Raw genomic sequence first — 23,358 nt, 5'->3', positions numbered from 1 at the left:
CTAATGAATAAGGCGAGGCCGCCTAATAAAGTGCTGCGGATCCCACTTTTCACCCACAATAATAGTCAGGGTTTGTGGCCGATTTGTAGCGCCAGCTCACGAATAATGCCTGCGGTCATGCCCCAGACAAAATAGTGCTGATACCAGGAGAGCCAGACGCGGTGATGATTGCCGCGCCGGTGGATGTCGAGCGGGTGATAGCGCCCGAGCCGCAGCGCCTCGGCAAGCGGCATCTCAAAGACCGCCGCCACTTCATCTTCACTGGCGTGATACGGCAGATCCGGCGGGATAATGCCCACCACGGGCGTCACCTGAAAACCGGTCACGCTGTCGACCGGCGGCAGCACGCCGATAACCTCCACCGCCTCGGGCGGGATAGCCACTTCTTCCTGCGCCTCGCGCAGCGCCGCCGCGATTAGCGAGGCGTCGGTGGCATCGACGGCGCCGCCGGGGAAGGCCACCTGGCCCGCGTGCTTGCGAAGCGTGGCCGCGCGCTGCGTCAGCAGCAGGCCCGGTTCCGGGCGGCGCACCACCGGCACCAGCACCGCGGCCTGGCGTTGATTCAGGCTGGAACGGCTCATCTGCGGGCGCAGAAGCTGGAAACGCGATAAAAACCGGTCGAGCGTCAGCGGGCTATTCTCCATCGTCACCTCTCTAATGCGTGCAGGATACGGTTAACTTTATCAAAAGTTTCCTGATATTCCGCCGCTTCCTCGCTGTCCGCCACGATGCCGCCGCCCGCAGAGCAGTACAGCGCGCCGCCGTCGGCGGTCAGCGTGCGGATGGTAATGCTGGTGTCCATCGCGCCGCAGAAGCTGAGATAACCGATGCTGCCGCACCAGGCGTTGCGCCGCTGCGGCTCCAGTTCCTCAATAATTTCCATCGCCCGCACCTTGGGCGCGCCGGTGATAGAGCCGCCGGGGAAGCTCGCGCGCAGGAGATCGGTGGCGTGAAGCGACGGCGGCAGCGTCGCGGTAATGGTGCTGACCAGATGATGCACCGCCGGGAACGGCTCGACCACAAACAGCTCCGGCACTTTGACGCTGCCAGGCGTCGCCACGCGGCCAATGTCGTTACGCAGCAGATCGACAATCATAAGATTTTCGGCGCGATCTTTAGGCGAGTTCGCGAGCCTTAAAGCCTGGCGGGCATCGTCCTCGGGATTGGACAAGCGCGGCAGCGTGCCTTTAATGGGGCGCGTCTCGATGGCGCTGTCGTGCAGACGGATAAACCGCTCCGGCGACAGGCTTAGAATCGCCTGATCCGGCAGGCGCAGAAAGGCGCTGAACGGGGCGCGGTTAGCGGCATTGAGCCTTAAAAACGCCTGCCATTCGCTGCCTTCGTACTGCGCGCAAAACCGCTGCGCGAGATTGACCTGATAGCAGTCGCCGCTTAGCAGATACGCCTGAACCTGGCGGAATTTCTCGCCATATTCCTCGCGCTTCATGTTGGAGCGCCAGGGCGTGGTTAAGCGAAACGGCGCGGTCTCAACCGGCTGCTGTGCGTCAAGCCAGGCGAGACGCGCGCTGGCATCGCCGTAGCAGAGCAGCGTCAGGCGCTCGCGGTGATGATCGGCTACCAGCGCCCAGTCATAGATGCCGACCGCCATATCCGGCGCGTTGAGATCGGCGCTGGCCTGTGATGGCAGCCGTTCGAAGCGCCGCCCGAGATCGTAGCCAAACAGCCCGAGCGCGCCGCCCTGAAACGGGAAATCCTCATCTGGCGCGGGCGAAAACGGAAAACGCGCCAGCGCCGCGTGCAGCAGACACAGCGGATCGTCGTCGCTCTGCTGGCAACCCTCTGCGTCTTGCGTCATAGTGAGCGCCCCCCGCGTGGTCAGCGTGACGCGCGGGTCGGCTACCAGAATGTCGAAACGGTTGTGGGCGTGCTCGGCAAAACCCGAGTGCAGCAGCATCGCCCACGGCTGGTGTTGTAGCGCAGAAAAGGTCTGTTGCAGCGCATCGGCGCGCCAGGGCAGGGAGATCAGTTCAGGAGTCTGGTTCGTATTCATCAGGACGACAGCTAACAACGGCGCGGGGCGTCTGGCGCCCGCGCGCCCGGCGTGAAATAATTGAACTCATCAATGTAACAGGAGTCAGCGATGTTTGCAGGTTTACCTTCTCTCACCCATGAACAACAACAGCAAGCGGTCGAACGAATTCAGGAGCTGATGTCGCAGGGCATGAGCAGCGGCGAGGCCATCGCGCAGGTGGCCCAGGAGATCCGCGCCACCCATAAAGGCGATCGCATCGTCGCGCGCTTTGAAGACGAGGACGAAGAGGAATAAGCCTCCGGCTCCAGGAAAAGGTAGCGAGAATTTTTTTGTCCCTGCTGACATGTTATCGTGCGCACCACGCATAATAACGTCAGATATCACTTCATTTACGTCCCTGTCCGGCAGGGACGTTGAGCTTAGGGACAGAGCGTCATGGCCTTTACACCTCACTCTCCGCCAGCCTCGCGGCTGAACATCATCGCGACCGGCAAGGCGCTGCCTGAACACCTTATTACGTCCGCCGAACTCGACAGCCGCCTCGGCAAGCGGACGGGATATGTCGAGCGCCGCTCAGGCATTCTGCACCGCTACCATGCCGCGAGCGACGACAGTCAGGCCGCGCTCGCCGCCGCCGCGCTGCACGACGCCTGCCGTCGTCACGCCATTGATCCGGACTCCATCGATCTGCTGATCTCCGCCTCGGCCATCGCCGTCCAGGCGCTGCCCTGTTCGGCGGTTCACGTCATGAAAGCCGCGGGCTTACCGGCCGGTACGGCGGGGTTCGACATCAACAGCAGCTGCGTGAGCTTTATCAGCGCCATGCAGGTGGCCTCGGCGCTGTTAACCAGCGGCAGCTACCGCCGTATCGCCATTGTTTCAGCCGATATCGCCTCGCGCGGCATTGACTGGCGGCATGAGGAGTCCTCGTTGATTTTCGGCGACGGCGCCGCCTGCGCCATTGTTGAAGCGGGCGACGGTCGCTCTGGCATTCTGGCGATGAACGCGGAAACCTACCCGCAGGGCAGCGAACTGTGCGAGATCCGCGCCGGCGGCACGCGTAAAAATCCCCGCGCCGGGATGGAGGAGAGCGATTTTCTGTTCCGGATGCAGGGCAAAGCGCTGTTCCGCCAGGCTTCGCTGCTGATCGATGGGTTCTGGCAGCGGCTGCTTGACGCCGCCGGGCTAACGCTTGATGACATCGCCACCGTGGTGCCGCACCAGGCGAGCCATTTGTCGCTCGAGCATATGCGCAAACGCCTTAAAGTGAAGCCTGACGTGCTGGTGGATATCTACCGCCAGCACGGCAATCAGGTGGCGGCATCGATTCCCACCGCGCTGCACGAAGCGTTCATCACCGGGCGTGTAAAAACGGGCGAGCCGCTGATGCTGGTCGGCACGGCCGCCGGGTTAACGCTCGCCGGTATGGTGCTGCTGCCATGAAATATCTGGTGACGGGCGCCACCAGCGGGCTTGGCCGCAACGCGGTCGAGGCGCTGCTCGCGCAGGGCTGCGACGTGCGCGCGACCGGACGTGACGAAAAGGCCGGGGCTGAACTGGCCGCGCTCGGCGCGCACTTCGTGCCGCTGGAGCTGGCGCAGGCCGACGATGCCCGCTGCGATGCATTGATACAGGGCTGCGATGTGGTCTGGCACTGCGCGGCGAAATCGTCGCCGTGGGGCAGCGCGCAGGCGTTTCACGCGGTGAATGTCGCGGCTACCGAACGGCTGGCCCATGCCGCGGCGCGGGCAGGCGTCACGCGCTTTATTCATATCTCCACGCCCGCTATCTATTTCGATTTCCGTCATCACCACAATGTGGATGAACACTACCGGGCTGCCCGTTTCGCCTGCCACTACGCCAGCAGTAAATATGCGGCGGAGCAGGTGATTCAGGCGGCGGCGCGGCGATTTACGCATGTCACATTTATTATTCTGCGCCCGCGCGGGCTGTTCGGCGCGCACGATCGCGTCATCATTCCACGCCTGCTGCGCCAGCTTGAGGCCGACCGCGGCGTGCTGCGTCTGCCGCGCGGCGGCGAGGCGCTGCTGGATTTAACCTGGGTCGGCAATGTGGTGCATGCGATGCGTCTCGCCACCGAACAGCCGGGTCTCCTCTCCGGTGAAGCGTTCAATATTACCAATCATGAGCCGCAGCGGCTGGTGGAGATGCTCGGCCGTCTGCTGCGCGATGAGCTTCGGTTACAGTATCGGGTGGCGTCGGTGCCCTGGCCGCTGCTCGCGCTTGTGGCGCAGGGCATGGAAATCCACGGACATCTCACCGGCACGGAACCGCGCCTGACGCGCTACAGCGCGGGCACCGTCAGTTTCGATATGACGTTAAGCCAGGAGAAAGCCATCACCCGGCTCGGCTACCGACCGCCGGTGTCGCTGGCGGACGGCGTGCGGCTTACCGGCGCCTGGCTGCGCGAAAGGAAAAGCTGAATGGCCACGATTACGACGTTTGAAACGGGTTATTGCACCCATCTGGGCTGTATCGCGCTCAAGGGCGCGGCATGGAAAACCTGTAAATTTCCGGCCCGCGCGAGCCTTATCGAAGCGGGCGGCAAACGCTGGCTGTGGGATACCGGCTACGCCTCGTGGTTTGACGACTACACCCGCCGCGGGATCTATCAACTTTATCGCCGCGTGACGCCGGTTTACTTCTCCCCGGAACAGTCGCTGGTGCGCCAGCTTGCGGCGAAAGGCTATCGCCCTGCTGACATCGACGCGCTGATCCTCTCGCACTTTCACGCCGACCATATCGCCGGGCTGCGCGATTTCGCGGATAACCGCTTTATCTGCTCGGGAGAAGGCTGGGCGCAGACGCGCACGCTGCGCGGGTTTGCCGCGCTGCGCCAGGCGTTCGTGCCAGGGCTTATCCCGGAGAATTTTGAAAACGCGGTCAGCTTTATCGAGGGCTTTGAGCGCGTGGCGTTGCCCGCCGCGCTCGCGCCGTTTGATACTGGCTTCTTATTGCCAGGCAGCAACGGCGAGGTGTTACTGGTGTCGCTGCCGGGCCACGCCGCCGGGCATATCGGCGCGTTTGTGCTGACGGATAACGGCTGGGTGCTGCTCGCGGCCGACGCCGCCTGGTCGCCGGTCAGCTACCGCGAACAGCGCGGCCCGTCGCGGCTTGCGAATCTGGTGATTGCCGATCCGGCGGCCGCTGCGCGCACGCTCGACTTACTGCACCAGCTCTGGCGCGACGGCGGCGCGGAGATCCGTCTCGCGCACGAGGGCGACCTGTGAATAAGCTCGCCATGCTCTGGCACTATTTCCGTGTTAAACGTCTGCGTTTTCACAGCCGCGCGGCGCTGGAGCGCTACCAGCAAAAACAGCTTGGGCGGTTTGCCGCGCGCGTGCTGGCGAAAAGCCCGTGGTTCAGGCGTTACAGTACGCTGCCGTTTCGCGAATGGCCGGGGATGGACAAAGCGCGGATGATGGCGCATTTCGATGAGATGAACACCGGCGGTCTGAAAGCGGCGGACGTGATGGCGTGCGCGCTTAAGAGCGAAAACGACCGCAATTTTACGCCGACGGTCGGGCGCTACAGCGTGGGACTGTCGAGCGGCACATCCGGGCGGCGCGGGATTTTCGCGGTCAGCCCGCAGGAACAGGCGCTGTGGGCAGGCGCCATGCTCGCGAAAATGCTGCCTGACGGCCTCTTTGCAGGCGAGCGGGTGGCGCTCTTTTTGCGCGCCGATAATAACCTCTATCAGAGCGTGAATAGCCGCTGGCTGAGCCTCGGTTTTTACGATCTCTTTGAGCCCTTCGAGGCGCTGCTCACACGGCTTGAAGCCGAATCGCCGTCGATTATCGTTGCGCCTGCGCAGGTGTTGCGCGCGCTGGCACTGGCCGTCCAGGCAGGCGAGCTGAAGATTGCGCCAAAGAAAGTCATTTCCGTGGCGGAAGTGCTCGACGCGCAGGACCGCGCGCTGCTGGAAAACGTTTTTCCTGACGTCGGCGAAGTGTATCAGGCGACCGAAGGTTTTCTCGCCGCCACCTGCGCGCACGGGGTATTGCACCTGAACGAGGCGTTTATCCATGTTGAAAAAGAGTGGCTGGATGCGCGCCGTTTTGTCCCGGTCATTACCGATTTTACCCGCACCACGCAGCCCATCGTGCGTTACCGGCTGGACGATGTGCTGGCGGTACGCGAGACGCCGTGCGCCTGCGGCGATCCGTCGCTGGCGCTGGCGCATATTGAAGGGCGAGAGGACGATCAACTCCTGCTGCCGGATGGCCAGGGCGGCGAGCGCGCGATTTTCGGCGATCTCTGCAACCGGGCGCTGGCGCGCGTTCTGCCCTTCTCGGCGGATTACCGGCTTATCCAGCACGGCGCGGAGCGCCTGACGCTTATCGTCGAGGCCGACGACGCGCAGCGCGCGCAGGCGCAGGCCGCGCTGATCGCGCTTTTTGAACAACAGGGCGTGGCGTGCGGCGTCCTCCACTGGACGCTTTTATCGCAGGTCCCGGAAGCCGCCGCCGGGGCCAAGCGGCGGCGTATCGTGCGCATGAGGAAGCGCGTATGAACGAAACGGGTTATCGCCTGAAATCCCTGCTGCTGGGGTGGGGAAGCGTCGGCGTGGTCTATTTCACGACCGATCTGCTCCAGCGCGCCGGACATAAGCTGCCGCCGCTGTGGTTCGACACGCTGCTGGATTTCACGCCCTCGGCCATCTGGCTCTATATGTCGTTTTTCCTGCTCGTTCCCGCAGGCTACTGGCTGACCCCGCGCGCAGAAGTGAAATGGCTGATGCGCGCGACCCAACTGGCGGCGCTGTTTGCCGGAGCTATCTATCTGGCGTGGCCCACGACGATGGCGTACCCCGCCGTCAGCGGCGAGGGCATCAGCGCTGACGCGCTGCGTATCCTGCTGGCGGTGGACTCTGCGCAGAACTGCTTCCCGTCGCTGCATATGGCGCTCACGCTGCTGATGGTCTGGGGCATCAGTAAACGCGGACAGTGGCGCTATACGCTGGCCGCTGTGCTCTGGGGCGCGGCGATCGGCGTGTCGATTTTGCAGCTGCGCCGGCATCTTTTTGTTGATTTGGTTGGCGGCGTCGCGCTGACGCTGCTGGCTGGTATGCTGGCGCGTAGGATGCTGGCTCGTTCTTTGGCGCAAGGCGCCTTGCGATGTGAAAACACGCAGAAGACAGAAAGAGAAGAAACCGCCACCGGCGAACGGTGACGGCCATGGGTATTACACGGCGGCGATGATTTTGATTTCCACTTTATAGCGCGGATTCATCAGGCGGGCCTGCACGGTGCAGCGTACCGGCGCACAGCCTGCCACCACCCACTCATCCCACGCTTTATTCATCAGCGCGAAGTCGTCGCCGTCGGCCAGAAAAATCGTGGCGTCAAGAATGCGGGATTTGTCGCTGCCCTGCGCGGTTAACAGGGTGTCGATTTGCGCCAGCGTATTGGCGGTTTGTTCGTAAGCGTCGCCATCGAGATTTTCCGGCACGCCGGTGTAGTAAATCGTCTGGTTGTGAATCACCGCGTCAGACCAACGATCTGCGGGATCGATACGCACGATTGTCATCGCTGTTTCCTTTTCCTGTTCTGTTTAGCAGGGTGCAAGCCTGCCATAAAGCGCGAGCGCCGTCATCTGTTCGGCTGGCGTAAGCGTGGCCGCCCTGACATAATCACTGGCAATTTAACCAGGGGGCAGTGTGACAGACGATTTTGCAGCAGATGGCCAGCTGGCCAACGCGATTCCCGGCTTTAAACCGCGTGAGCCGCAGCGCCAGATGGCGCAGGCGGTCAGCGCCGCCATTGAGGCCGCGAAGCCGCTGGTGGTGGAAGCGGGCACCGGGACCGGGAAAACTTACGCCTATCTGGCGCCCGCGCTGCGCGCCGGTAAGAAAGTGATTGTCTCCACCGGCTCGAAAGCGTTGCAGGATCAGCTCTACAGCCGCGATCTGCCCACGGTCGCCAAAGCGCTGGAGTACAAAGGCCGCCTGGCGCTCCTGAAAGGGCGCTCCAACTACCTGTGCCTTGAGCGCCTGGAGCAACAGGCGCTGGCGGGCGGCGATCTGCCGGTACAGACCTTGAGCGACGTTATCCAGCTGCGCGGCTGGGCCAACGAAACCGTCGATGGCGATATCAGCACCTGCGGACGCGTGGCGGAAGACGCCCCCGTCTGGCCGCTCGTCACCAGCACCAACGATAACTGCCTTGGCACCGACTGCCCGCTCTATAAAGACTGCTTTGTGGTGAAAGCGCGTAAAAAGGCGATGGAAGCCGACGTGGTGGTGGTGAACCATCACCTGTTTCTCGCCGATATGGTGGTCAAAGAGAGCGGCTTCGCGGAGCTTATCCCGGAGGCTGAGGTGATTATTTTCGACGAAGCCCATCAGTTGCCGGATATCGCCAGCCAGTATTTCGGCCAGTCGCTCTCCAGCCGCCAGCTGCTTGATCTCGCGAGAGACATTATCATCGCCTACCGCACCGAGGTGAAAGATACCCAGCAGTTGCAAAAGTGCGCCGACCGTCTGGCGCAAAGCACGCAGGATTTCAGGCTCCAGCTGGGTGACCCCGGCTTTCGCGGCAACCTGCGCGAACTGCTGGCGGATGCCTCCATCAGCCGCGCGCTGCTGCTGCTCGATGACGCGCTGGAGCTCTGCTACGACGTGGCGAAGCTGTCGCTTGGCCGCTCGGCGCTGCTGGACGCCGCCTTTGAGCGCGCCACGCTCTACCGCGCGCGCCTTAAACGCTTAAAAGAGATCAATCAGCCGGGCTACAGCTACTGGTATGAGTGCAACTCGCGCCACTTTACGCTGGCCCTCACGCCGCTTACCGTCGCGGATAAATTCCAGGACGTGATCGCCGAAAAGGGCGGCAGCTGGATTTTCACCTCCGCCACGCTCTCGGTGAATGACGACTTGCATCACTTCACGGATCGGCTTGGTATTCACGAGGCGCAAACCCTGCTGCTGCCAAGCCCGTTCGATTATGCCCGCCAGGCGCTGCTCTGCGTGCCGCGCGGCCTGCCGCAGACTAACCAGCCGCAGGCCGGAAAAGCGCTGGCGCGAATGTTACAACCGCTGATTGAAGCCAACCAGGGGCGCTGCTTTATGCTCTGCACGTCACACGCGATGATGCGTGACCTGGCCGAGCAATTCCGCGCCACCATGACGCTGCCGGTGCTTTTGCAGGGCGAAACCAGCAAAAGCCAGCTGCTGGAGCAGTTTATTAGCGCGGGCAACGCGCTGCTGGTGGCGACAAGCAGCTTCTGGGAAGGCGTAGACGTGCGTGGCGACGCGCTGTCGCTGGTGATTATCGACAAACTGCCGTTCACCTCGCCGGACGATCCGCTGTTGAAAGCGCGGATGGAAGATTGTCGCCTGCGCGGCGGCGATCCGTTTGATGAAGTCCAGTTGCCGGAGGCGGTCATCACGCTCAAGCAGGGCGTCGGGCGGCTTATCCGCGACGTCGACGACCGCGGCGTGCTGGTGATTTGCGACAACCGCCTGGTGATGCGCCCCTACGGTGCCGTGTTCCTGAAAAGCCTGCCGCCGACGCCGCGCACCCGCGATATCGGCGAGGCGGCGCGCTTTCTCACCGACGCGGCGCGGCAGTAATTTGCGCCAGACTGTGATAAGATGCGCCCCTTTTTGAACCACCACGACGCGTAAGAGTGTTATTGATCCATGCGAATTCTGGCTATTGATACCGCCACCGAGGCCTGTTCCGTCGCCTTGTGGGACAACGGTAAAACGTCCGCCCTTTTTGAACTCTGCCCGCGCGAGCACACCCAGCGTATTCTGCCGATGGTCAGTGAAATCCTCACCGAAAGCGGCGTTGCGCTGGCGGCGATGGACGCGCTGGCCTTTGGCCGCGGGCCGGGAAGTTTCACCGGCGTGCGAATCGGCATTGGCATCGCGCAGGGGCTGGCGCTCGGCGCACAACTGCCGATGGTCGGCGTCTCGACGCTGATGACCATGGCCCAGGGCGCATGGCGCGTCAGCGGCGCGACTCGCGTGCTGGCGGCGATCGACGCGCGCATGGGCGAAGTCTACTGGGCCGAATACCAGCGCGATGAGCAGGGCGTCTGGCACGGCGAAGAGACCGAAGCGGTGCTCAAACCTGAAGCCGTCACGGAACGCCTGAAAGCGCTCAGCGGCGCGTGGGCGACGGTCGGCACCGGCTGGCAGGCGTGGCCGGATATGGCGAACGGCAGCGGGCTTACGCTTACCGACGGGCAGGTAACGCTCCCGGCGGCGGAAGATATGTTGCCGCTGGCGTGCCGGTTGTTCGAACAACAGCGCGTTGTCGCGGTCGAACATGCAGAACCGGTCTATCTGCGCAACGAAGTGGCGTGGAAAAAATTGCCAGGCCGGGAATAACATCCCGACGCGAGCCGCGGGCGGGTTTAAGGAGTCGCTTATGGTGGGTCAACAATCAATGATGCGCAGTGGGTTTCTGGCGCTGAGCGTTTTGCTCGTCAGTGGGTGCGTCAGCGTTCCCGACGCGATTAAAGGCACCAGTCCGACGCCGCAGCAGGATCTGGTGCGCGTGATGAACGCGCCGCAGCTCTACGTCGGGCAGGAGGCGCGCTTCGGCGGGCGGGTGGTGAATGTCGATAACGAGAAGGGCAAAACCCGCCTTGAAATAGCCACGCTGCCGCTCGACAGCGCGGCGCGGCCGCTGCTCGGCCAGCCGTCGCGAGGACGCATCTATGCCGACGTTGGCGGCTTTCTCGACCCGGTGGACTTCCGTAATCAGCTCGTGACGGTGGTTGGCCCCATTACCGGTACGGCGGACGGCAAAATCGGCGCCAGCCCGTACAAATTTATGGTGATGCAGGTGAACGGCTTTAAGCGCTGGCGCGTGACGCAGCAGGTGGTAATGCCGCCGCAGCCCATCGATCCGTGGATGTGGGGGCCGCGTCCCGGCTGGGGTTATGGTTATGGTCCGTGGGGCTGGTATAATCCCGGCCCGGCACAGGTTCAGACCGTAGTAACTGAGTAACACATTGATTTAGTAAATAAAATAAACAGCGGCCGGTCCGCTGTTTATTTGTTTTATCGGCATAACAAAAATAATTAGTGACGCGCTTCGCAACCTTAAATCAGGTGAATTAATAAACTGGTACAATGAGTTAATATTATGTTAACGCCGTGTTTATTGTTTTGGGGTTGTGATGACGACGAATAATACATTCAGAGGTGACGCATTGAAGAAGGTTTGGCTTAACCGTTATCCGGCGGATGTTCCGGCGGAGATAAACCCGGACCGTTATCACTCCCTGGTGGATCTGTTTGAGCAATCCTGCACACGCTACGCCGACCAGCCTGCCTTCACCAACATGGGCGAGGTAATGACCTTCCGTAAGCTGGAAGAGCGCAGCCGCGCCTTCGCCGCCTGGCTGCAACAGGGCCTGGGCCTGCAAAAAGGCGATCGCGTGGCGCTGATGATGCCTAACCTCCTGCAATACCCCGTGGCGCTGTTCGGCATTCTGCGCGCCGGGATGATCGTCGTGAACGTCAACCCGCTCTACACGCCGCGCGAGCTGGAGCATCAGCTTAACGACAGCGGCGCCAGCGCGATTGTGATTGTCTCCAACTTCGCGCACACCCTGGAAAAAGTGGTCGATAAAACCCAGGTGAAGCACGTCATTCTGACGCGCATGGGCGACCAGCTCTCCACCGCCAAAGGCACGCTGGTGAACTTTGTGGTCAAGTATGTGAAACGCCTGGTGCCGAAGTATCACCTGCCGGACGCCATTTCGTTTCGCAGCGCGTTGCATAACGGCTACCGGATGCAGTACATCAAGCCGGAAGTGACGCCAGACGATTTGGCTTTCCTGCAATACACCGGCGGCACCACGGGTGTGGCGAAAGGCGCGATGCTGACGCACCGCAATATGCTCGCCAATCTCGAACAAGTGCTCGGCACATACGGCCCGCTGCTGCATCGCGGCAAAGAGCTGGTGATCACCGCGCTGCCGCTATACCACATTTTCGCGCTCACCATGAACTGCCTGCTGTTTATCGAACTCGGCGGCCAGAACGTGCTGATAACCAACCCGCGCGATATCCCGGGGCTGGTGAAAGAGCTTGGCAAATACCCGTTTACCGCGATGACCGGCGTGAATACGCTGTTTAACGCGCTGCTGAATAATAAAGAGTTCCACAAGCTCGATTTCTCCTCGCTGCACCTCTCGGCGGGCGGCGGCATGCCGGTGCACCAGGCGGTCGCGGAGCGCTGGGAGAAACTGACCGGCCAGTTCCTGCTGGAAGGCTACGGGCTGACGGAGTGCTCGCCGCTGGTGAGCGTCAACCCGCACGACATCGACTACCACAGCGGCAGCATCGGCCTGCCGGTGCCGTCCACCGAAGTCAAACTGATTGACGACGAGGGCAACGAAGTGGCGCCTGGCGCGCCTGGCGAGCTGTGCATTAAAGGCCCGCAGGTGATGCTGGGTTACTGGCAGCGCCCCGACGCCACCGATGAGATTATCCAGGACGGCTGGCTGCGCACCGGCGATATCGCGGTAATGGATGAAGAAGGTTTCCTGCGCATCGTCGATCGCAAAAAAGATATGATTCTGGTCTCCGGTTTTAACGTCTATCCGAATGAAATCGAAGATGTGGTGATGCAGCACAGCGGCGTGCAGGAAGTCGCGGCGGTGGGCGTGCCGTCGGAAGCCAGCGGAGAGCTGGTGAAAATCTTCGTGGTGAAGAAAGAGGCGTCGCTTACGGAAGAGGCGCTGATTACCTTCTGTCGCCGTCACCTGACGGGTTATAAAGTACCGAAACAGGTGGAATTTCGCACTGAGCTGCCAAAATCCAACGTCGGCAAAATTTTACGACGAGAACTACGTGACGAAGCGCGCCGGGCGGGCGACAATACCGCCTGAGCTGCAATCACGTCGCCCTGACGCCGGTTCTACCGGCGTTTTTTATGGGCGCAGACAAAGAGAGAGCGATTTGAATTACCAGATGATTACCACCAATGACGCGCTGGCGACGCTGTGCGAGACCGCACGCACGCAGCGCGCCCTGGCGCTGGACACCGAATTTGTCCGTACCCGTACTTACTATCCGCAGCTGGGGCTCATCCAGCTGTATGACGGCGAAAACGTCGCGTTGATCGATCCGCTGACCATTACCGACTGGGCGCCTTTTCAGGCGCTGTTGCAGGATCAAAACGTCAACAAATTCCTCCATGCGGGCAGCGAAGATCTGGAAGTGTTCCAGAACGCGTTCGGCATGATGCCCGATCCGTTTATCGACACTCAGGTGCTGGCCTCATTTGTCGGTCATCCGCTCTCCTGCGGTTTTGCGACGCTGGTGGAACATCACACCGGCGTGGCGCTGGATAAAAGCGAGTCGCGTACCGACTGGCTGGCGCGCCCGCTGACGGAGCGCCAGTGCGATTACGCGGCGGCGGACGTCTGGTATCTGCTGCCGATTGCCCACAAACTGATGGAGCAGGTGCGCGACGCCGGCTGGCTGACCGCCGCCATTAACGAATGCCGCCTGATGACCCAGCGCCGCGGCGAGGTGCTCGATCCTGACGAGGCGTGGCGTGAAATCACCAACGCCTGGCAGTTGCGCCCACGTCAGCTCGCCTGCCTGAAGCTGCTGGCGGGCTGGCGCCTGCGCAAAGCGCGCGAGCGCGATATGGCGGTGAATTTCGTGGTGCGTGAAGAAAACCTCTGGAAAGTGGCGCGCCATATGCCGGGCTCGCTTGGCGAACTCGACGGCCTGGGGCTGTCAGGCAGCGAAATCCGCTTCCACGGCAAGACGCTGCTGGCGCTGGTCGGCGAAGCGCAGGCGTTGCCGGAAGATGCCCTGCCGGAGCCGCTCTCGAATCTGGTCGACATGCCGGGCTATCGCAAAGTGTTCAAAGAGATCAAAGCGCTGGTGCAGGAGACGAGCGAGGCGCACAAGATCAGCGCCGAGCTGATGGCGTCGCGCCGCCAGATTAACCAGTTGCTGAACTGGCACTGGAAGCTGAAACCGCAGAATCAGCTACCGGAATTAATCAGCGGCTGGCGCGGCGAGTTATTAGGCGATGCGTTAAAAACGCTGCTGCAACATTATTAATGGCATGACCTGTAATTATTTACAGGGAAAGTTAAATTCACTGAGAATATATACAGTGAAGCAGCTAAAAAAATACCCCGGCATGCCGGGGTATTTTTTATCGTTATTTCGTCTCTTCCGCTTCCGGTAAAGTGACGTTAAGTTCGAGAATCGAAATATCGTCGCCTTTTTGTTCCAGCTGAACGGTGACCATTTCCGGATCAATCTGAACGTATTTACAAATTACTTCCAGAATATCCCGCTTCAGCTGCGGTAAATAATGCGGTTCAGCATCGCTGCGACGGCGCTCAGCAACAATAATTTGTAAGCGCTCTTTGGCGATATTCGCGGTGTTCTTTTTTCTGGAGAGAAAAAAGTCGAGTAATGCCATAACTTATCCTCCGAACAGGCGTTTGAGGAAACCTTTCTTCTCTTCTTCAATGAAGCGGAAAGGGCGTTCTTCTCCCATCAGGCGATCAACGGTATCGGCGTAGGCTTTCCCTGCGTCGGATGTGGCGTCAAGGATGACCGGTTCGCCCTGGTTGGAGGCGCGCAGCACGGACTGATCTTCCGGGATAACGCCCACCAGAGGAATACGCAGGATCTCCAGCACATCTTCCATGCTGAGCATATCGCCTTTGCTGACGCGGCCCGGGTTGTAGCGGGTCAACAGCAGATGCTCTTTAATCGGCGCTTCGCCATTTTCGGCGCGGCGCGATTTGGAAGAGAGGATACCCAGGATACGGTCGGAGTCGCGTACGGAGGAGACTTCCGGGTTAGTGGTAATGATGGCTTCATCAGCAAAATAGAGCGCCATCAGCGCGCCGGTTTCAATACCGGCAGGGGAGTCGCAGACAATGAAGTCGAACTCCATCTTTTTCAGCTCATCCAGTACCTTTTCCACGCCTTCGCGGGTCAGCGCGTCTTTGTCGCGCGTCTGGGACGCAGGCAGGATGTAGAGGCTTTCGGTACGTTTATCGCGGATAAGCGCCTGATTCAGCGTGGCATCGCCCTGAATGACGTTCACGAAATCGTATACGACACGGCGTTCACAACCCATGATCAGATCAAGGTTACGCAGGCCGATATCGAAATCGATAACTACAGTCTTCTTTCCCTTCTGGGCCAGACCCGTAGCGATGGCCGCGCTGGAGGTGGTTTTGCCAACGCCCCCTTTACCTGATGTAACTACAATAATGCGTGCCATAAAGGAATTCCTTGTTAAAAGGGCTTAATTTAATGGTTGAACCGTCAGCGCGCCGTCGGCCAGACGCAGGCGTGCCGCTTTGTTGTAAAACTCGGCCGGGATTTGATCGCTCAGCCAGTAAACCCCGGCGATGGAAACCAGTTCCGCCGCGAGATTTGTTGAAAATATTTGTGCTTCTTTATCGCCGCTGGCGCCTGCGAGGGCGCGCCCGCGCATGGTGCCGTAGACGTGAATATTGCCATCCGCGATAAGCTCTGCGCCCGCGCTGACGTGGCTTGTGACCACCAGATCGGCCCCCGGCGCGTAGATCCGCTGGCCGGAACGCACCGGCAGATCGACTAACCGGGTACGCAGCGCTGCCGCGGGAGCAGGCGGCACGGGCGCTTCAGCGGGCTGTGCGGCGGCGCGCGGCGCGCTGGCCTTTCCCTCGGTCAGCAGCGCCAGGCCCGCACGCGAAATTTCCGCTTTCAGCGCGTCATCCTGACAGCCGCTGATGCCGACCAGATGCAGCCCGCTGTCGATAAACGTCTGATGTAACTGCTGCCAGTTTATCGACCCGTCAAGCCCTGCAACATTCACCACCACCGGCGCATTTTTGAGAAAGGCCGGCGCCTGAGCAATTTTTTCTTCAAGCGCCTTGCGAATAACCTCGGGGTGAGCATCATGCAAATGAACCACTGATAAGGTGAAACTACTGCCTTTTAGCTCGATGGGCGTGTTTGACATCCTGGCCTTACTCAATTCAGTTTAAATCCCCACCGCAGTGGGATGATATTCCGAAGCACATCAGGCATGTTATAGTCAGCCTTATATTCAGGCAAGTAACCATCTGGCTAAATTAGAGTAAAAACATGTTTTGTGTGATCTATCGAAGCGCGCGCCGCGAGCAAACTTATCTTTATGTTGAAAAAAAAGACGATTTTTCGCGTGTGCCGGAAGAATTGCTGGCCGGTTTCGGCCAGCCAATTATGACTATGATGCTTCCGCTGGACGGTCGTAAAAAATTAGCCAACGCCGATCTCGAAAAAGTGAAACAGGCGCTCAAAGATCAGGGCTATTATTTACAGATCCCGCCGCCGCAGGAAAATTTGCTAAAACAGCATCTCGAATCGCTCGGTAAAAAATAGTCCCACGCGCCGTTTCATACGGCGCTTTTTTTGCGTCGGCATCCGCGCGGTTTGACTTTTTGCGCTGCCGGGACGAATAGTTACGTACTGTCTTATCATCGAACACAGAGGGACGCTATGTACCAACATCATCACTGGCAGGGCGCGCTACTTGATTATCCCGTCAGTAAAGTCGTTTGCGTCGGCAGCAACTACGCAAAGCATATTCAGGAGATGGGCAGCGCCACGCCGGAAGAGCCGGTACTGTTTATCAAACCTGAAACCGCGCTGTGCGATCTGCGCCAGCCGCTCGTGCTGCCGCAGGGGCTCGGCTCGGTGCATCATGAGGTTGAACTGGCGGTACTGATTGGCGGAACGCTCCGTCAGGCGAGCGATGAGCATGTCGCTAAAGCGATAGCGGGCTATGGCGTCGCGCTCGATCTCACGCTTCGCGATATTCAGGGCAAAATGAAAAAGGCCGGACAGCCCTGGGAGAAAGCGAAAGCGTTTGATAACTCCTGCCCAATCTCCGGGTTTATTCCGGCCGGGGAGTTTACCGGCGATCCGCAAAACACGCCGCTGAGCCTGCGCGTCAACGGCGAGGTGCGCCAGAGCGGCAACACCGCTGATATGATCCACAAGATCGTGCCGCTTATCGCTTATATGAGTCGTTTCTTCACGCTGCGCGCAGGGGATGTGATCCTCACCGGCACGCCGGAAGGCGTCGGCCCGCTCACCAGCGGCGACGCGCTGGATATCGCCTTTGACAATCACTCGCTGACCACACGGGTTCTGTAAAGATGCCGCCCGCAGGGCGGCAAAACTTGCATCCTGGCGTCAGAGTGTTTATAAGGTGCAGCTTAATTTTTGATGCGCGGACACCGTTATGACCGATACGCCTTTCTGGCAGCGTAAAACCCTGGATGAGATGAGCGACGCCGAGTGGGAATCGCTCTGCGACGGGTGCGGTCAGTGCTGCCTGCATAAGCTGATGGATGAAGACACCGACGAAATCTATTTCACCAACGTCGCCTGTCGTCAGCTCAATATTAAAACCTGCCAGTGCCGCAACTATGAACGGCGCTTCGAGTATGAGCCGGACTGCATTAAACTGACCCGCGAAAATCTGCCGACCTTCGAGTGGCTGCCGCCCACCTGCGCGTACCGTCTGCTGGCCGAGGGGAAAAACCTGCCTCAGTGGCACCCGCTGCGCGCCGGCTCAAAAGCCGCGATGCACGCCGAACGTATTTCAGTGCGTCATATTGCGGTTAAAGAATCGGTAGTGCGTGACTGGCAGGATCACATTTTAAACAAACCGGACTGGGCAGATTGAAGCGTTGATATGAAAGGGATTTATTACTTCTGATTTACTGCCTGGGGCATCTGTGGGGCATTTCCTCCAAAATTAGCGTTCAGTATGCTCATCTGATCCACATTGTTATCGATCATCCATTTCCCGTAAACGCTGTAAACCATCTGCGCCGAACTGTGTAATGGCACACTGAAATTGATTTCCTGAACAGTTCCCCGATCATGGGGAAACCCAGCGCGCGTTATTCTGCAAACATTTTCTGCAATGTATTGAGGGGCATCCAGGGAAAACCGTCCTGAAAAACCAGACGTCACACAGACTGTATTACGAAGTCAGGTAACTGACGAGGCTAATCTGGGAGGCTTACTATTCAAATGGGATGTGTTTCTGAATTTTTTACTTTACCAAAGAGTTTTTTGCAGCAAATTTTAACGATCAAGGTTGAGACGAATGTTTATTTTAAAAAATATTCAAATAGTTTTTTACAGCGGTCAGAGATCAAAAAAATGTCTTGAGGGTGTTTTCAGTATATCACGACAAAAAAGAGAAATGTTGATTAGAAACTCCACACCTTGATCGAAGTAAACTGGGGAGCGACATCAGGTGATGGTATTACCGTTAGCCTGGGTGATAAACACATAATTTATAATGTAGATAAAAAGAATGTTACTGATTTCGTGTATAATACAGATATCAAAACTTCCACAACTTTAAATGCATTATCTGTTAACAAAGTAAAAATGATATCTGGGGCAACTTTATCCTTTGCCTGTGGCTGTTTATATAGATGGTGTCATGAGTTCATTTACTCAGGCTTTTATCTTGCGGGGCGGCACCGGTGGTGACTGAGCCGCCATACCAACACCAGGTATACAGCGAGTACGCCTTGAATATATGATAAACTTTCCCTAAAAGTGGCCTACTGTGTAACCGCGCCGACCTGTACTTTTCGGACCAGGCGCGGTTATAAATAAGGAAAAACCCTTCATTTATCGAGTATGATCATTTTATTACTTGAAATTACTGTCTTATCTGATGGAACACTTTTCATCACAAGTGTTCCTACACCAATTTTAACGTTATCACCAATTTCAATATCATCTCCGATGATGCATGAATGCGCGCCCATTTCTACGTTGTTCCCGACTTTGAAATGTATATCTATTCCTCTTTTGTTTCCCCCAAGCGTACAGCATTGGCGGATGACAAAATTATCTCCTATAACGCAGCTCCTGTTAATAATTACAGAATTTGCATGCCATATTTTAAAGCCTTTTCCAATTTTTAAATGATAGGATAACTCCACACCAAGGAAAAATTCGTTTACTATTTTATTCAGGATTACAAAAATAAGGGATAATGGATACAGCATCTTTGTTTTTGCATGTATCGTGGATAATCTAAATAATAATACGACAACCTTCGATTTTGCATTATTTATCTTTAAATCATAAATAAGAGTTTTGATGAAATTTGTCATGTTTGTCCTTAAGAGGTTTTTACTACTGCTAATAAAAGGTTTTAGTTTATCAAAAAAATACCAAGCCGCATTCATAATTTTTATAAAAAGTTAACCAATTTTAGCTGCATAACCGCCACGTTACAAGCTATTAAGTTGAGATTCTGTTACCCACAAGCCATCAACATAAACTTGCCTTTCCTGATGCCCTTTTATCTATTTGATAATAATTACGGTGCAATATTTTAGTGAACCATATGGTTTATTGTTTATCATGATCCCTTGTTACGAGGGGAGCAGGCACATTAAACGGTGGGCCTTAAGTCAACCACGATGACAGTAGACACGCTATATTAGTCCCATAGCATCATCGCGCTGGCTTATATGTTGGCTGTAGTACCTCAGAAGGTAGCGCTTGAAGCGCAGGAAGGCGCTGCGCTTACCTGCAGGAACAACGAGATGCAGTCAGATGAGTTATAAAACATATAACGCTCTTTGCCATTGCGAAGAAGTTGCTGATGCTAACTTTGGCGAGCTGTCCAGACAATACGACGTTGGGCATTTATGTGGCAAAAAACTAACGGAAAACAATTCAAGACCCTGATGGTGCAGATTTGCCCTGCGCTAACCCATTGCTTGCAAAGAGATTTTCTACCATAACAAAATATTGTTGCTTCAAACGGCAGCCTGTATCAAAAAAAACGGACTGGGCGGAATAATCTCAGCTGCTATTTTCTGCTAGCCGTGAATATTCTCCACGCTAAACAGAAATGCATAAAAAAGCCGCTCCTGATTAGCGGCTTTTTTTATCCGGCGCGTAAGCGCTACGTATTTTCTCACCGCCGGAGCGGGGATACATCGCTCGCAAGGGACTGTTGACGGCGGTGAGGCTCAGTGCGCCTCTCAGAGCCAGCCAAACCTGACGGATAAGGAAAGGAGTAGACCAGCAAAGGCGAACAGGTTAAGTAAAACCGCAGTTCTGCTTGAAATCTCCATACAATACTCCGGGCGTGTTTTTACGACACAGGGAGTATAGCTATTGTTTATTGCGGTGCATCTTCAATTTTAAAAAATCAGATTATTCGCTCAGCGTGCCCTGAGATATTTCTTAAGCACGCCTGAATAATTGCATTTTCATTTATTTACGTTTAATCACCGGTCATTCCGGTTCGCTGAATTGCGCGAGATACTGACTCAGCGTATTGTGCTCATCGTCAGTAAGGGATAAAAAACGCGCAATTTGTTCCTGAAGATGATCGCACGGCTGCGCGATAATGGTCATCCAGGTTTCATTGCCGGGCTGTCGAATAAGCGACACGCCGCGCAGGGCGCCAGAAGGCGCAAGTACCGCTTTAACAGAAACGTCGTCGCGTAAAATCAGTGGGTTCATAGGGCTGAAAGGGCTTCGAAAAATCATCTGCCCACACAAATAACACATCTGCCAGCTTGATACAATTCACCTTTTTATAGTGATTGAACCAATAGTCTGTATCTATTGTAGTGGTAATTAAGGCTTTGTTTTTAAGCGTAAAGTTACGTAAGCGGTTTTTGGTCGATAATCCAGCGATTGTAAGAAAACGCCGAAAAAAAGGCCGACTGAGCGGCCTTTTTGATTACTTCTGATTCGGACTGGGTCTTTTATCGCCCGATTCCGGCGCTTCGTTCGGATCATCTTTTTCGACGTTAAGTGGATACTTATTCATCACGTTCTCCTGTCGTTAATTAAACACCTGTTAAGTATAGGCGCCGGAATCCGGAACAAGCCAGGCGGCAAGGGGAATGCCTGCGCGTGGCCAAAAAAAACGCCCACCGGCCGGGGCGCGGTGGGCGTGGTGTGGCGCTGACGAGACAGACTCAGTAGCGGCCGAAAAGATCGCGTTTTTTCGGTTTGAACGCCTGGGCCAGCAGCACCAGAAGAGCGACCAGCAGATAGGCGGCGAAAATGCCTATCAGCCACTGCGGCATCTCCAGGGTCAGGAATGACCACTGACGCTCGGCGCAGTCGCCGCTGGCGACAAACACCTGCGGCAGCCATTTGTCGAGCGGCAGCCAGGACGGGAAGCGCGCGGCGAAGTCGCAGGTGACAAACGGCGAAGGGTGCAACTGGATGTTTGTGTGCTCAATGGAGAGCATCAGGCCCTTCCAGGCGCTGTAGATCCAGATCCCCATCGCCACAAGGCGTAACGGGGTTTTCGGCGCAATGGCTCCCACCAGCCCTGCGCCCATAACGCCGAACAGCGCGCAACGTTCATAAATACATAACACGCATGGCTTCAGCAGCATGACATGCTGGAACCACAGCGCCACCATTTCCAGCGCGAAAGCGGTGAGCGCCAGCAACAGCCATGCGCCGCGCCCACGCGAACACTGGTTTAAATATCGCAACATAATGATTATCTCTGCAATCTGCGTTGAACCGGCAGTGTAAACGAAAACCTCTTTGACGCCACTAGCGACATCAAAAATAACGCATTAAACCCCTGCCTATAAACAAAAAATCGGGCCGCGAAGGCCCGATTTGCGATTAATGCAGCAGCGCCGTGACGGCAGGGGTGCTGACCCAGCCGCTTTGCAGCAGCCAGTCGGTGAATGGCACCAGCGTGTACTGCACGCACGCAAGGCCCACCAGCGTCAGAACCACCGTATACGGCAGCGCCATCCAGACCATGCGGCCATAGGAGAGGCGAATCAGCGGTGCCAGCGCGGAAGTCAGCAGGAACAGAAACGCCGCCTGGCCGTTCGGGGTGGCGACGGACGGCAGGTTGGTGCCGGTGTTAATCGCCACCGCCAGCATCTCAAACTGTTTCGCGTCGATAACGCCCTGTTGCAGCGCGCTTTTCGCTTCATTGATATAGACCGTGCCGACAAACACGTTATCGGAAATCGACGACAGCAGGCCGTTGAAGAGATAGAAGAGCGACAGCTGGTTATGCGGCGTGGCTTCCAGCACATACGCGATAATCGGCGCGAACAGATGCTGGTCGATTATCACCGCCACAATGGCGAAGAACACGGTCAGCAGGGCGGTGAAGGGCAGCGCTTCGGTGAACGCTTTGCCGATAGCGTGCTCGTCGGTGACGCCGCACAGCGAGGAGGCGAGAATAATCACCGACAGACCAATCAGGCCCACTTCCGCCAGATGCAGCGCCAGCGCGGCAATCAGCCAGACGCCGATCAGGCCCTGGATAATCAGCTTCATGGTGTCCTGACGGGTACGCTTCTGGCGGCTCTTGTCGTCGTACTCGCGAAGGATCTTACGCACCGGCTCCGGTAGCGGTTCGCCATAGCCAAACGATTTGGTTTTCTCCACCAGAATACAGGTGAGGATGCCGCAGATGAACACCGGCACGCTCACGGGCGCGACGCGCAGCAGGAAGTCGCCGAAGCCCCAGCCTGCCGCGTGGGCGATAATCAGGTTTTGCGGCTCGCCCACCATCGTCATCACGCCGCCAAGCGCCGTGCCGACGCCCGCATGCATCATCAGACTGCGCAGAAACGCGCGAAAGCGCTCAAGCGTGGCGCGGCGTTCGTCGTCGAGCTGGGCATCGTCCACTAACTCTTGTCCCTCTTCACGATTGGACGCGACGCGATGGTAGATGCCGTAAAAGCCTACCGCCACGCTGATGACCACGGCGACCACCGTCAGCGCGTCGAGGAACGCGGAGAGAAATGCCGCCGCAAAGCAGAACGCCAGAGAGAGCAGGGTTTTGGAGCGGATACCCAGCAGCAGCCGGGTAAAAATCAGCAGCAGCAACTGCTTCATAAAGTAGATGCCCGCCACCATGAAAATCAGCAGCAGCACGACGGCGAGGTTATTCGCCACCTCTTCGCGCACATGTTCGGCGCTGGTCATCCCGATAAACAGCGCCTCGACGGCCAACAGCCCGCCCGGCAGCAGGGGGTAGCACTTCAGCGCCATCGCCAGCGTGAAGATAAACTCAATAACCAGCAGCCAGCCGGCGGCGAAGGGGCTTACCCAGAAAACCAGAGGATTAAGAATCAAAAAGCCAAGTAAACAAAGCTTGTACCAGTCCGGAGATTGTCCTAAAAAGTTACGGTACAACGCCCGGCCATATGAAATTTCCATGCCATGATCCTTTACGGTTATTTTTCGTTAACATGGCAGGGTACCCGGCAGTGGTGCGGCGATCAAGCCGCGGGCGCGTATGGCGGGCCGGTGGGGATTGTCAGAAACCGAACCACGATCCCTTTTTTTACATTTCGTCATGCTACCTGCG

At 57.6% G+C, this 23,358-nt stretch carries 26 protein-coding genes and 1 pseudogene; 14 read left to right on the top strand and 13 right to left on the bottom strand.

Going from position 1 to position 23,358, the window contains the following annotated elements; all coding sequences use genetic code 11:
* Window positions 1-65 precede the first annotated feature (65 nt).
* Window positions 66-644, bottom strand: a complete 579-nt coding sequence (locus AFK65_RS11715; protein WP_038856940.1) for a CoA pyrophosphatase — start codon at window positions 642-644, stop codon at window positions 66-68.
* Between the two features lie 2 nt (window positions 645-646).
* Complete coding sequence (pabB, locus tag AFK65_RS11710) at window positions 647-2,011, bottom strand: aminodeoxychorismate synthase component 1 (RefSeq protein WP_032804698.1); 1,365 nt, start codon at window positions 2,009-2,011, stop codon at window positions 647-649.
* A gap of 90 nt (window positions 2,012-2,101) precedes the next feature.
* Between pabB and AFK65_RS11705 the strand changes: the two genes are divergently transcribed.
* The 6 genes from AFK65_RS11705 (at window position 2,102) to AFK65_RS11680 (ending at window position 7,186) form a co-directional block, all read left to right on the top strand.
* Window positions 2,102-2,287 (top strand): YoaH family protein, encoded by a 186-nt coding sequence (locus tag AFK65_RS11705; protein ID WP_007698754.1) that lies wholly within the window; start codon window positions 2,102-2,104, stop codon window positions 2,285-2,287.
* A 141-nt stretch (window positions 2,288-2,428) separates the two neighbouring features.
* Complete coding sequence (locus AFK65_RS11700) at window positions 2,429-3,436, top strand: 3-oxoacyl-[acyl-carrier-protein] synthase III C-terminal domain-containing protein (RefSeq protein ID WP_038856943.1); 1,008 nt, start codon at window positions 2,429-2,431, stop codon at window positions 3,434-3,436.
* A complete protein-coding gene (locus tag AFK65_RS11695; RefSeq protein WP_038856945.1) occupies window positions 3,433-4,437 on the top strand; it encodes an NAD-dependent epimerase/dehydratase family protein in 1,005 nt (334 codons plus the stop codon). Before AFK65_RS11700 ends, AFK65_RS11695 begins: the two co-directional genes overlap by 4 nt.
* The gene (locus tag AFK65_RS11690; protein ID WP_038856949.1) at window positions 4,438-5,244 is read left to right on the top strand and encodes an MBL fold metallo-hydrolase; all 807 of its coding nucleotides are present in this window, start codon (window positions 4,438-4,440) and stop codon (window positions 5,242-5,244) included.
* On the top strand, window positions 5,241-6,527 hold the full coding sequence (locus tag AFK65_RS11685; protein WP_038856950.1) for a F390 synthetase-related protein: 1,287 nt from the start codon (window positions 5,241-5,243) through the stop codon (window positions 6,525-6,527). The genes AFK65_RS11690 and AFK65_RS11685 overlap by 4 nt, the downstream gene beginning before the upstream one ends.
* Window positions 6,524-7,186 carry a phosphatase PAP2 family protein gene (locus AFK65_RS11680; protein ID WP_038856953.1) on the top strand — a complete coding sequence of 221 codons (663 nt, stop codon included), beginning with the start codon at window positions 6,524-6,526 and terminating at the stop codon, window positions 7,184-7,186. Before AFK65_RS11685 ends, AFK65_RS11680 begins: the two co-directional genes overlap by 4 nt.
* A gap of 12 nt (window positions 7,187-7,198) precedes the next feature.
* Here the strand turns inward: AFK65_RS11680 and AFK65_RS11675 are convergent, their stop codons facing one another.
* Window positions 7,199-7,543, bottom strand: coding sequence for a RidA family protein (locus AFK65_RS11675; protein ID WP_007698746.1), 345 nt, complete (start codon window positions 7,541-7,543; stop codon window positions 7,199-7,201).
* A 130-nt stretch (window positions 7,544-7,673) separates the two neighbouring features.
* Between AFK65_RS11675 and AFK65_RS11670 the strand changes: the two genes are divergently transcribed.
* From AFK65_RS11670 to rnd, 5 genes are all read left to right on the top strand, one after another.
* On the top strand, window positions 7,674-9,584 hold the full coding sequence (locus AFK65_RS11670; RefSeq protein WP_038856956.1) for an ATP-dependent DNA helicase: 1,911 nt from the start codon (window positions 7,674-7,676) through the stop codon (window positions 9,582-9,584).
* Between the two features lie 69 nt (window positions 9,585-9,653).
* Window positions 9,654-10,349, top strand: coding sequence for a tRNA (adenosine(37)-N6)-threonylcarbamoyltransferase complex dimerization subunit type 1 TsaB (tsaB, locus tag AFK65_RS11665; RefSeq protein ID WP_038856960.1), 696 nt, complete (start codon window positions 9,654-9,656; stop codon window positions 10,347-10,349).
* Window positions 10,350-10,389: 40 nt separating this feature from the next.
* Complete coding sequence (locus AFK65_RS11660) at window positions 10,390-10,974, top strand: Slp family lipoprotein (protein ID WP_038856964.1); 585 nt, start codon at window positions 10,390-10,392, stop codon at window positions 10,972-10,974.
* Between the two features lie 205 nt (window positions 10,975-11,179).
* On the top strand, window positions 11,180-12,865 hold the full coding sequence (gene fadD, locus AFK65_RS11655) for a long-chain-fatty-acid--CoA ligase FadD (RefSeq protein ID WP_007698710.1): 1,686 nt from the start codon (window positions 11,180-11,182) through the stop codon (window positions 12,863-12,865).
* A gap of 70 nt (window positions 12,866-12,935) precedes the next feature.
* Window positions 12,936-14,057: a ribonuclease D gene (gene rnd / locus AFK65_RS11650; RefSeq protein WP_144421402.1), complete on the top strand. Its 1,122-nt coding sequence runs from the start codon at window positions 12,936-12,938 to the stop codon at window positions 14,055-14,057.
* Between the two features lie 103 nt (window positions 14,058-14,160).
* Here the strand turns inward: rnd and minE are convergent, their stop codons facing one another.
* Genes minE through minC form a run of 3 tightly spaced genes read right to left on the bottom strand, consistent with a single transcriptional unit; the run spans window position 14,161 to window position 15,969 of the window.
* Window positions 14,161-14,427, bottom strand: a complete 267-nt coding sequence (gene minE / locus AFK65_RS11645; RefSeq protein WP_007762212.1) for a cell division topological specificity factor MinE — start codon at window positions 14,425-14,427, stop codon at window positions 14,161-14,163.
* Window positions 14,428-14,430: 3 nt separating this feature from the next.
* Window positions 14,431-15,243: a septum site-determining protein MinD gene (gene minD / locus AFK65_RS11640; RefSeq protein ID WP_007698701.1), complete on the bottom strand. Its 813-nt coding sequence runs from the start codon at window positions 15,241-15,243 to the stop codon at window positions 14,431-14,433.
* Window positions 15,244-15,267: 24 nt separating this feature from the next.
* Entirely contained in the window at window positions 15,268-15,969 is a 702-nt protein-coding gene (gene minC / locus AFK65_RS11635) for a septum site-determining protein MinC (RefSeq protein ID WP_038856966.1), read from the bottom strand.
* A 125-nt stretch (window positions 15,970-16,094) separates the two neighbouring features.
* On the opposite strand from minC, the gene AFK65_RS11630 reads away from it, so the two are divergent.
* From AFK65_RS11630 to AFK65_RS11620, 3 genes are all read left to right on the top strand, one after another.
* Window positions 16,095-16,370: a YcgL domain-containing protein gene (locus AFK65_RS11630; RefSeq protein ID WP_038856968.1), complete on the top strand. Its 276-nt coding sequence runs from the start codon at window positions 16,095-16,097 to the stop codon at window positions 16,368-16,370.
* A gap of 117 nt (window positions 16,371-16,487) precedes the next feature.
* Window positions 16,488-17,147, top strand: coding sequence for a fumarylacetoacetate hydrolase family protein (locus tag AFK65_RS11625; RefSeq protein ID WP_007698694.1), 660 nt, complete (start codon window positions 16,488-16,490; stop codon window positions 17,145-17,147).
* 88 nt (window positions 17,148-17,235) lie between these two features.
* Window positions 17,236-17,682, top strand: coding sequence for a YcgN family cysteine cluster protein (locus AFK65_RS11620; RefSeq protein ID WP_007698692.1), 447 nt, complete (start codon window positions 17,236-17,238; stop codon window positions 17,680-17,682).
* 23 nt (window positions 17,683-17,705) lie between these two features.
* On the opposite strand, the pseudogene AFK65_RS22260 reads toward AFK65_RS11620, so the two are convergent.
* From AFK65_RS22260 to nhaB, 7 genes and pseudogenes are all read right to left on the bottom strand, one after another.
* Window positions 17,706-17,840 (bottom strand): annotated as a pseudogene (locus AFK65_RS22260) (site-specific integrase); the annotation flags it as partial.
* Window positions 17,841-18,646: 806 nt separating this feature from the next.
* A complete protein-coding gene (locus AFK65_RS11615; protein ID WP_032804691.1) occupies window positions 18,647-19,141 on the bottom strand; it encodes a serine acetyltransferase in 495 nt (164 codons plus the stop codon).
* Window positions 19,142-20,023: 882 nt separating this feature from the next.
* Complete coding sequence (gene yncL / locus AFK65_RS21100; protein WP_071601081.1) at window positions 20,024-20,116, bottom strand: stress response membrane protein YncL; 93 nt, start codon at window positions 20,114-20,116, stop codon at window positions 20,024-20,026.
* Window positions 20,117-20,279: 163 nt separating this feature from the next.
* Window positions 20,280-20,510 carry a hypothetical protein gene (locus tag AFK65_RS11610; RefSeq protein ID WP_007698685.1) on the bottom strand — a complete coding sequence of 77 codons (231 nt, stop codon included), beginning with the start codon at window positions 20,508-20,510 and terminating at the stop codon, window positions 20,280-20,282.
* A 223-nt stretch (window positions 20,511-20,733) separates the two neighbouring features.
* Complete coding sequence (locus AFK65_RS22255) at window positions 20,734-20,823, bottom strand: hypothetical protein (protein WP_085958866.1); 90 nt, start codon at window positions 20,821-20,823, stop codon at window positions 20,734-20,736.
* Window positions 20,824-20,974: 151 nt separating this feature from the next.
* A complete protein-coding gene (gene dsbB, locus AFK65_RS11605) occupies window positions 20,975-21,508 on the bottom strand; it encodes a disulfide bond formation protein DsbB (RefSeq protein ID WP_007698681.1) in 534 nt (177 codons plus the stop codon).
* A gap of 136 nt (window positions 21,509-21,644) precedes the next feature.
* Window positions 21,645-23,207: a sodium/proton antiporter NhaB gene (gene nhaB / locus AFK65_RS11600; protein WP_007698678.1), complete on the bottom strand. Its 1,563-nt coding sequence runs from the start codon at window positions 23,205-23,207 to the stop codon at window positions 21,645-21,647.
* Between the last annotated feature and the right edge of the window lie 151 nt (window positions 23,208-23,358).

This window comes from Cronobacter universalis NCTC 9529 (genome assembly GCF_001277175.1).
Classification (GTDB): domain Bacteria; phylum Pseudomonadota; class Gammaproteobacteria; order Enterobacterales; family Enterobacteriaceae; genus Cronobacter; species Cronobacter universalis.
This window is presented reverse-complemented; position numbering and strand designations above follow the sequence as displayed.